Origin of the sequence: Bradyrhizobium sp., assembly GCF_049798375.1 — a bacterium.
In the GTDB taxonomy this organism is placed as follows: domain Bacteria; phylum Pseudomonadota; class Alphaproteobacteria; order Rhizobiales; family Xanthobacteraceae; genus Bradyrhizobium.
The window spans coordinates 1-9,749 of record NZ_JBARGP010000328.1 but is presented as its reverse complement, the minus strand read 5'-3'; the positions used below and the strand labels follow the sequence as shown (position 1 = coordinate 9,749).

7 protein-coding genes are annotated in these 9,749 nt (G+C 64.1%); 5 read left to right on the top strand and 2 right to left on the bottom strand.

Annotated features, from left to right (window positions below; translation table 11 throughout):
* The coding region (locus WA702_RS14040) for an HlyD family secretion protein (protein WP_425111132.1) at positions 1 to 292 on the top strand (292 nt) is incomplete at its 5' end.
* Positions 289 to 3,447, top strand: a complete 3,159-nt coding sequence (locus tag WA702_RS14035; protein WP_425111131.1) for an efflux RND transporter permease subunit — start codon at positions 289 to 291, stop codon at positions 3,445 to 3,447. The genes WA702_RS14040 and WA702_RS14035, both read left to right, overlap by 4 nt.
* 171 nt (positions 3,448 to 3,618) lie before the next feature.
* Here the strand turns inward: WA702_RS14035 and WA702_RS14030 are convergent, their stop codons facing one another.
* On the bottom strand, positions 3,619 to 5,193 hold the full coding sequence (locus tag WA702_RS14030; protein WP_425111130.1) for an amidase family protein: 1,575 nt from the start codon (positions 5,191 to 5,193) through the stop codon (positions 3,619 to 3,621).
* A gap of 413 nt (positions 5,194 to 5,606) precedes the next feature.
* On the opposite strand from WA702_RS14030, the gene gyrA reads away from it, so the two are divergent.
* Complete coding sequence (gyrA, locus tag WA702_RS14025; protein WP_425111129.1) at positions 5,607 to 8,396, top strand: DNA gyrase subunit A; 2,790 nt, start codon at positions 5,607 to 5,609, stop codon at positions 8,394 to 8,396.
* A 60-nt stretch (positions 8,397 to 8,456) separates the two neighbouring features.
* Here the strand turns inward: gyrA and WA702_RS14020 are convergent, their stop codons facing one another.
* Positions 8,457 to 8,714: a hypothetical protein gene (locus WA702_RS14020; protein ID WP_425111133.1), complete on the bottom strand. Its 258-nt coding sequence runs from the start codon at positions 8,712 to 8,714 to the stop codon at positions 8,457 to 8,459.
* A gap of 192 nt (positions 8,715 to 8,906) precedes the next feature.
* Between WA702_RS14020 and coaD the strand changes: the two genes are divergently transcribed.
* Positions 8,907 to 9,401 carry a pantetheine-phosphate adenylyltransferase gene (gene coaD / locus WA702_RS14015; RefSeq protein ID WP_425111128.1) on the top strand — a complete coding sequence of 165 codons (495 nt, stop codon included), beginning with the start codon at positions 8,907 to 8,909 and terminating at the stop codon, positions 9,399 to 9,401.
* 82 nt (positions 9,402 to 9,483) lie between these two features.
* On the top strand, positions 9,484 to 9,749 hold a 266-nt coding region (locus WA702_RS14010), incomplete at its 3' end, for a peptidylprolyl isomerase (protein ID WP_425111127.1).

Genomic DNA, 9,749 nt, shown 5'->3' with positions numbered 1-9,749 from the left:
GCCCGTGCTGGCGGTGCCGGACAGCTCCGTGCTCGACACCGGCAGCCGGCAGGTCGTTCTCGTCGACAGAGGCGAGGGGCGGTTCGAGCCGCGGGAGGTGAAGCTCGGCCGCCGCGGCGGCGGCTACATCGAGGTGCGGAGCGGACTGTCGGACGGCGAGGCGGTCGTGACCTCGGCCAATTTCCTGATCGACGCGGAAAGCAACCTGAAGGCCGCGCTGAAGGGGTTTGCCGGGGCCGCGCCCAAGGCCTCCGACGCCGTCCCTGCCCACGAGATGGGAGAGCACAAATGATCGCTCGCATCATCGCCTGGTCGGCGCGCAACCTGCTGCTGGTGCTGTTCGGCACCGGCTTCGCGGCCGCGGCGGGCCTTTACGCGCTGCTCCACCTGCCGCTCGATGCGAACCCGGATCTCTCGGACACCCAGGTCATCGTCTACACCGAGTATCCGGGCCAGGCGCCGCAGGTCATCGAGGATCAGGTCACCTATCCGCTGACGACGGCGATGCTGACGGTGCCGAAATCGAAAGTGGTGCGCGGCTTCTCGTTCTTTGGCGTGTCGTTCGTCTACGTGATCTTCGAGGATGGCACCGATATCTACTGGGCGCGCTCGCGCGTGCTGGAGTTCCTCAACGGCGCGGCATCGCGGCTGCCGGCTGGCGTCACGCCGACGATCGGGCCGGATGCCACCGGCGTCGGCTGGGTCTACCAGTACGCGGTGATGTCCAAGGAATTGAACCTGGCGGACACCCGCACGATCCAGGACTGGAATCTGAAATTCGCACTGGCCAAAGCCGAAGGCGTCGCCGAGGTCGCCAGCATCGGCGGCTTCGTCAAGCAATACAACGTGGTGCTCGACCCGCAGCGGATGCGCGACCGCGGCATCAGCATGCAGAAGATCCGCGATGCCATCCGCGCCAGCAATGCCGACGTCGGTGGGCGCACGGTCGAGCTCGCGGAATTCGAGTACGTCATCCGCGGCAAGGGCTACATCAAGAGCATCAACGATCTCGGCAACATCGTCCTGAAGACCAGTAACGGAACCCCGGTGCTGCTGCGGGACGTCGCCCATGTCGAGCTCGGCCCCGACGAGCGGCGGGGCATCGCCGAACTGAACGGGGAGGGCGAGGTCGCAAGCGGCATCGTGCTGCAGCGCTTCGGCGTCAACGCGCTCGATGTGATCGAGAACGTCAAGAAGCGTTTCAAGGAGATCGCGAGCAGCCTGCCGAAATCGGTCGAGATCGTCCCGGTCTACGACCGGTCGAACCTGATCTACGCGGCCATCGACACGCTCAAGCATACGCTGTTCGAGGAGAGCATCGTCGTCGCGCTCGTCTGCATCGTGTTCCTGTTGCACGTCCGCAGCGCCCTGGTCGCGATCTTGATGCTGCCGGTCGGCGTCCTGATGGCGTTCGGCGCCATGAAGCTGCTCGGGCTCGGCTCCAACATCATGAGCCTGGGGGGCATCGCGATCGCGATCGGCGCCATGGTGGACGCCGCCATTGTCATGATCGAGAACGCTCACAAGCACCTGGAGCGGGCGAAGCCCAATCAGTCCCGCGTACAGGTCCTGATCGATGCGGCCTCCGAAGTGGGACCGGCGCTGTTCTTCAGCCTGCTGATCATCACCGTGTCGTTCATGCCGATCTTCACGCTGGAATCGCAGGAGGGACGGCTGTTCAGCCCGCTCGCGTTCACCAAGACGTTCTCGATGGCCGCCGCCGCCCTGCTGTCGGTCACCCTCGTGCCGGCCCTGATGGTGATCTTCGTCCGCGGCAGGATCGTTCCGGAGAGCCGGAATTTCATCAACCGCTTCCTGATCTGGATCTACCGCCCCGTGATCAAGGGCGTGCTGCGGGCCAAGACGCTGGTCGTGCTGCTGGCCCTCGTCGTTTTGGCGGTGTCGGTCTGGCCGGCCCGGCAGCTCGGCACCGAATTCATGCCCAGCCTGAACGAAGGCACGCTGCTCTACATGCCCACGACGCTGCCCGGCATCTCCGTGACCAAGGCCGCCGAGCTGATGCAGACGCAGGACCGGATCATCAAGTCGTTTCCGGAAGTCGCCTCGGTCTATGGCAAGGCGGGACGAGCGGCGACTGCGACCGATCCGGCGCCGACCGAGATGTTCGAGACCATCATCAATCTCAAGCCGAAGGAGCAGTGGCGGGCGGGGGTCACGATCGACAGCCTGACAGCGGAGATGGACAAGGCGCTGCAGTTTCCCGGCGTCTCGAACGCCTGGACCATGCCGATCAAGGCCCGCATCGACATGCTCTCGACTGGCATCCGCACGCCGGTCGGCGTCAAGGTCATGGGGACGGACCTGACCGAAATCGACCGGCTCGCCAGACAGATCGAGCGGGTGATCAAGACCGTTCCCGGCACGTCATCGGCCTACGCTGAACGCGGCATTGGCGGCTATTACCTGGAGATCACCCCCGATCGCGCGGCGCTCGCCCGCTATGGCATCCTGATCCAGGACGTCCAGGACACCATCGCCGCCGCGCTCGGCGGTCAGACCGTCACGACGACCGTGGAGGGCCGCCAGCGCTTTACGGTGAACATGCGCTATCCGCGCGACCTTCGGGACAATCCGCAAGCGATCGCCAGCGACATCCTGGTGCCGATGCCGGCCGGCGGCGCCGTGCCTCTCGGCGAGGTCGCCAAGGTCGAGCCGGCGCGGGGGCCGACCTCGATCCGAACTGAAAACGGCGAGCTTGCGACCTACATATACGTCGACATCCGAGATCGGGACATCGGCAGTTACGTCGCCGATGCGCAAGCCGCGGTCACCCAAAGCATCCAGTTTCCCGCCGGCTCCTATGTCGTCTGGAGCGGGCAATACGAATATCTGCAGCGTGCCGCGGCCCGTCTGAAGATCGTCGTGCCGGTGACGCTCGCGATCATCTTCCTGCTGCTGTACTTGAATTTCAGAGCGATGACCCCGACCTTGATCGTGATGCTCTCGCTGCCCTTCGCCCTGGTCGGCGGCGTCTGGATGATGTGGTGGCTCGGCTTCAACCTGTCCGTTGCGGTCGCCGTCGGATTCATCGCGCTCGCCGGCGTCGCCGCCGAGACCGGGGTGGTGATGCTGATCTACCTCGATCATGCCTGGGCCGAGATAAAGGCGAGACGTGGCGCCGAGGGCCGTTCCCTGACGCGGCAGGACCTTCACGATGCCATCATGGTGGGCGCGGTCGAACGCGTCCGTCCCAAGATGATGACCGTCGTCGCCATCATGGCCGGCCTGCTGCCGATCATGTGGAGCACCGGCACCGGGTCGGAGATCATGCAACGCATCGCTGTGCCCATGATCGGCGGGATGATCTCGTCGACTATGCTGACGCTGATCGTGATCCCGGCGATCTTCGGCCTGGCGAAGGGGCGGGGACTTGCCCGGAATGATGAGGCCGCAGGCGCCTCGGAAGACGTGCCCAAGGCGGCCTGAACGGGATTTCAAACGATGGCCCCCGCGACATGGACGCCGAACCGGCGGGCGCCATTTGCCGAGGTCTCGGGGCAGCGGTGGCGATCTATGAATTCGTGACTCTCCTCTGAATTCAGGACGGCCGGTTCGTATCGTTTGCAGCGTCGGCCGACCCGTGTTCTCGGCCGAGTCTCAGAGCGTGGGAAGGCCGGGTGGCGGCCTGCGCATATGGGCCGCCTGTTCGAAGGCATATGCCAGACGCAGCAGCTTGTGCTCACTCCAGGCACGGCCTGCGAAGGTGACGCCGAGTGGATAATCGGGCGTATCCTGGTCACCGATGCCGGAGATGAAGCCGCCTGGCACCATGACGCTGGGGTAGCCCGCCTTGGCGGCGATGACGCAGCCGGTGCTGCCGGGAAACAGCACTGCGTCGAGCTTATGCTGATTCATGTAGGCATCCATGCCCCGCGTCCTGGCCGCAAGCAAATCCATGGCACGTGCCGACTTGTACTCACGCTCACTCAAATCGCCCCTGGTGGCGTTGGCAGCAAGGAACAGGTCCTGGCCGAAGCGCATCGCCGTTTCGGCATTCGCTGCGTTGAAGGCCACGATATCAGCCATGGTCTTCACCGCGGTTTGGGTTATCCACTCCTCCAGGTACAGGTCGAGACCGCGCTTCAGCTCGTAGATGAAGACGATCGGCTGCCCCGTCGGATTGCCTTTGTTGCGGCTCAGCGGATTGCGGTTCAGCACCGCCATGTTGATGCCTGGTCCGCCGATCCAGCCGGCCGTCGGCATGCTGGCGCGCACGATGAGGGCGCCCAGATCCTCCAGAACCTGGATCGCCTCGGTCATCACCTTGGCCCATTTGGGCGCAAGCTTGCCGTAGTAACAATCGTTCAGCGGGTCGGCGGGATCGCTTGGCACGCCGATGCGCGCGCCTTTCATGGCATCGATGCCGAGGTCGGCGGTGTAATCGGCCGGCCGCCGCTGCCGCTGCGTGGCCGGATCAAGCGGATCCTCGGCCGCCAGCACGTTCAGGAGAATCGCCGCATCGCGCACTGAACGCGTCATTGGCCCTGCGGTGTCCTGGCTGTGCGAAATCGGCAGGATGCCGGCGCGACTGATCAGTCCGACGGTCGGCTTGACGGTGACCAGGCCATTCTGGCTGGCCGGGTATAGCAGAGAGCCCGAGGTCTCGGTGCCGATCGAGGCCGCGCACAGGCCGGCCGCCACCGCGACCGCCGAACCAGAGCTCGAGCCTCCCGGCGAGACAACCGGGATGCCCCGATCGTCCATCAATGCCGGCGCGTATGGGTTTTTCACCTGGCCGCCCAGCGATGAGTAGCCGGCGGGCATATCGATCGCGAGCATATTGGCGAACTCCGTCAGGTTCGTCTTGCCCAGGATCACCGCGCCTGCGTTTCGCAGCAGCTTGACCACGGTGGCGTCGTGCTTGGCGCGTGCGGCCGCCAGCGCGAGCGAGCCCGCCGTCGTCGGCTGCTTGTCGCCGGTGGCGATATTGTCCTTCACGAGGATTGGAACGCCAGCCAGCGGTCGGCCGACCGACGGCTTGACACCGGCGAACCCGCCCGAGATCGTCAGCGCGTCGGGATTGAGCGCACGGACGGCGTTGAGCATGGGGCCGGCGCGGTCATAGGCCTTGATCCGCGCGAGATAGCCTTCGATCAGAGCCGCGGCGCTGACCCGCCCGCCGGCCAAGGCGTCGATGATGACGGCCATCGAGACGTGCTCGAACTTCATCATGGGCGGTGCTTCGGCGCGGATGGCAGTGGCGGCGCGATCATTGGGGCGGGAGGTCTTTTCATTGCACAACGCGAGGGATGCTACATCTTGTAGCATCCCTCGCAATTTCGCTGCAACTATCTCCGACAGCCATGCGCGTGGTCTGGAATGCTCATCAGCGGCATGTTTGCCGGATCAATCGTGGCGATGAGGCCCTCAAGCCCAGTCATTCCGGAGCATTCGCAGCACGCTTGGCGATGGATCGGGGCCAAACCAATGCCAGGCGTTTACCGATACCGAAGCATGGGCTTAAGTCGCTGGAAAATCGAGGAGAAAAAGCGCTGCGATTGGGCGGCGCAGGGGTGGTTTGGGGCACTCCGATGCGCTATATGATTCGAAGCGATTTTCGCGTGTGAAACTGACCGGATTTCCCTTTGTCTGACGCTGAAGATGAGAAGCCCGGCGAGCCGGCCGGACCTTCCGACATTCGTCCCGTCTCGATCCTCGATGAGATGAAGCGCTCCTACCTCGATTACGCGATGAGCGTTATCGTGGCGCGTGCGCTCCCTGATGCGCGCGACGGCTTGAAGCCGGTGCATCGGCGCATCCTGTATTCGATGTACGAGCAGGGGCACACGCCCGAGAAGAAATACGTCAAATCCGCGCGCGTGGTCGGCGACGTCATCGGTAAATATCACCCGCACGGCGACCAATCGATCTACGACGCCATGGTCCGCATGGCGCAGGATTTCTCCATGCGCGTGCCGTTGATCGACGGCCAGGGCAATTTCGGCTCGGTCGACGGTGATCCGCCCGCGGCCTATCGATACACGGAAGCCAAGCTCGCCAAATCGGCGCTCCCGCTGCTCGACGACATCGACAAGGATACCGTCGATTTCACGCCGAACTACGATAATTCCGACAAGGAGCCGTCGGTCCTTCCGGCCAAATTCCCGAACCTGCTGGTCAATGGCGCCGGCGGCATCGCGGTCGGCATGGCCACCAACATCCCGCCGCACAATCTCGGCGAGGTGATCGACGCCTGCGTGGCGCTGATCGACAATCCCGCGCTCTCGATCGAAGAGCTGAACAACATCATTCCGGGTCCGGACTTCCCGACCGGCGGCGTCATTCTCGGCCGCGCGGGCATCCGCAGCGCCTATCATCTCGGCCGCGGCTCGATCATGATGCGGGGCAAGGTGAGGATCGACACCATCCGCAAGGATCGCGAGGCGATCATCGTCTCGGAGATCCCGTATCAGGTCAACAAGGCGACCATGGTCGAGCGCATCGCCGAGCTGGTGCGCGAGAAGAAGATCGAAGGCATTTCCGACCTGCGCGACGAGTCCGACCGCGACGGCTATCGCGTCGTGATAGAATTGAAACGCGACGCCGTGCCTGACGTGGTGCTGAACCAGCTCTACAAGTTCACGCCGCTGCAGACCAGTTTCGCGGCCAATATGCTGGCGCTGGACGGCGGCCGTCCGCAGACGATGACGTTGAAGGATCTGCTGACGATCTTCGTCGCGTTTCGCGAACGCGTGGTCACGCGCAGGACCAAATATCTGCTCAACAAGGCCCGCGACCGCGCTCATATCCTGGTCGGTCTTGCCGTCGCGGTCGCCAATATCGACGAGATCATTCGCGTCATCAGGACGTCGCCTGATCCGGCCACTGCCCGCGACTCGCTGATGTCGCGCGACTGGCCGGCACGTGACGTCGAGGCGATGATCACGTTGATCGACGATCCTCGCCACCGGCTGTCCGAGGACGGCACGATCCGGCTGTCATTCGAGCAGGCCAAGGCCATTCTCGATCTGCGGCTGCAGCGGCTCACCGCGCTTGGCCGTGACGAGATTTCCGACGAGCTCGACAAGCTCAAGATCGAGATCAACGACTATCTCGATATTCTGCGTTCGCGTGCGCGCGTTCAAACCATCATCAAGGACGAGCTGACCAAGATCAAGCAAGAGTTCGGCACGCCGCGTCGAACCACCATCATCGAGCAGGAAGGCGAGGTCGAGGACGAGGATCTCATCCAGCGCGAGGACATGGTGGTGACCGTGTCGCACGCCGGCTATGTCAAGCGCGTGCCGCTGTCGGCCTATCGGGCTCAGCGCCGCGGCGGCAAGGGCCGCTCGGGCATGCAGACCCGGGAGGAGGATTTCGTCAGCCGGCTGTTCGTGGCCTCCACGCATACGCCGGTGCTGTTCTTCTCCTCGCGCGGCCAGGTCTACAAGGTGAAGGTCTGGCGGCTGCCGGTCGCAGCTCCGAACGCGCGCGGCAAGGCGCTGATCAACATCCTGCCGCTGGAGCAGGGCGAGCGCATCACCACCATCATGCCGCTGCCGGAGGATGAATCCTCCTGGGCCAATCTCGACGTGATGTTCGCGACCACCGGCGGCAATGTCCGCCGCAACAAACTCTCCGACTTCGTCGACGTGCGCCGCTCCGGCATCATCGCGATGAAGCTCGACGAGGGCGAGGCGATCGTCGACGTCCAGATCTGCACCGAGCGCGACGACGTGCTTCTGACCGCCGCCGGCGGCCAGTGCATCCGCTTCGCCGTCCCTGACGTGCGTGTTTTTACCGGCCGCACCTCGATGGGCGTGCGCGGCATCGCGCTGCCCGCGGACGACAAGGTGATCTCGCTCTGCATCCTGCGCCACGTCGAGACCACGTCGGACGAGCGCACGGCCTACTTGAAGATGCGGCGGGCGATGTCAGGCGAGATCGGCGCAAGCGAGGCGGGCTCGGAGGAGGCGGTCGAGGTCGAGGGCGGCGAGGAAGCCGCGGCCGGATCGATCCAGCAGCTCTCTCAGGAACGCTATGTGGAGCTGTCAGCGGCGGAGCAGGTCGTGCTGACCGTGTCGATCAACGGCTACGGCAAGCGGACCTCGTCGTACGAATATCGGACCACCGGCCGCGGCGGCAAAGGTATTGTCGCGATGTCGGTCAATAACCGCAACGGCAAGCTGGTGGCCTCCTTCCCGGTCGAGGACAGCGACCAGATCATGCTGGTCACCGACAAGGGCCAATTGATCCGCTGTCCGGTCGACGGTATCCGCATTGCCGGCCGCTCCACCCAGGGCGTCATCGTGTTCAACACGGCCGACGACGAGCATGTCGTCGCGGTCGAGCATATCGGTGAAGAGACTGAGAACGGGGCCAATGGTGGTGCTCAGGGCGAGCAGGGCAACGGGGAACCGGCGAATGGCGAATAAGGAGTAGTGAATAGGGCAGAAAATCCCATTCGCTATCCGCCACTCGCTATTCGCACATCCTCACTGCATATGGTCCGCCGTCACCACGCGTGCCTCGCGGACGGTGACCCTGCTGCCGGCAACACGCAGGCAGGACGCCTCGAAATTCGGCCAGGCCTGCTCCGAGCAGCTGCGGCCGATCGGGTGGGCATCGAGCCGGTCAGCCTTTGCCAGCGGCTGCGGCACGCTGGCGGCAACCTGAGGCGCGAAACCGGGCAGGATGGTAAGGGTCGCGGCCACGAACGCGGCCACCGCGATGGCAGAAAGCGCCTTGATCATGTGAGCCCCCTGTCGATGGGTCTTAACCGCCCATCGTCTTGTTGGTGACTTGATAACCACGACGGGTTTCGAGAAGCCTTCGCCGACCGTTAAAAATGGTTTCATCGTGCCTACGGTTTGTTTCATCGTCGCCATCCGGACGAAACAAACCCCGTGCTTGCCGGCTGGTTCCGGGCGGTATAGGAGGGGCTTATGCAACGTATCGCGCTCTATCCAGGCTCGTTCGATCCGGTCACCAACGGCCATCTGGACGTGGTGCGGCAGTCCGTTCACCTCTGTGACAAGCTCATCGTCGCGGTCGGTGTTCATTCCAGCAAAAAGCCGCTGTTCCCGACCGAGGAGCGGCTCGCCATGGTGCGGGACGTGTTCGGCCCGATCGCGGCCGAGGCCGGATGCGGTTTCGAGGCAGCCACCTATGACAATCTGACGGTCACGGCCGCGCGCAACGCCGGCGCGATCATGATGATCCGGGGCGTGCGCGACGGTACCGATCTCGATTACGAGATGCAGCTCGCCGGCATGAACAGCACCATGGCGCCCGGCATCCAGACCGTGTTCGTGCCGGCGTCGGTTCCGGTCCGCCCGATCACCGCCACACTGGTCCGTCAAATCGCCGCCATGGGTGGCGAGGTATCGTCTTTCGTTCCGCCATCGGTTGCGGCCAGCCTCAAGGCCAAGTTTGGCTGATGTCGTCTCTGCCGAGCCGCTGCGGCGTGGTGCCAAGGTGACCGGTCGCTCGCTATCAGTCCCTCACATTCCCGGAGTTTTCATGATCCGAGCTTTCGCCTTCGTGTTCGCCCTGATCTTCGCAGTGCCCGCCATCACAGTGCCAGTCTCGGCGCAGTCGCTGCCGTCAGGCCTCGACAAGCAGAACGCCATCGTCATCGACACCACCAAAGGCCGCATCGTGATCAAGCTGCGGCCCGATCTCGCGCCGCAGCACGTCGAGCGGATCAAGCAGCTCGCCCGCGAAGGCTTCTACAACAACGTGCCGTTCCACCGCGTGATGGATGGCTTCATGGCGCAGACCGGCGA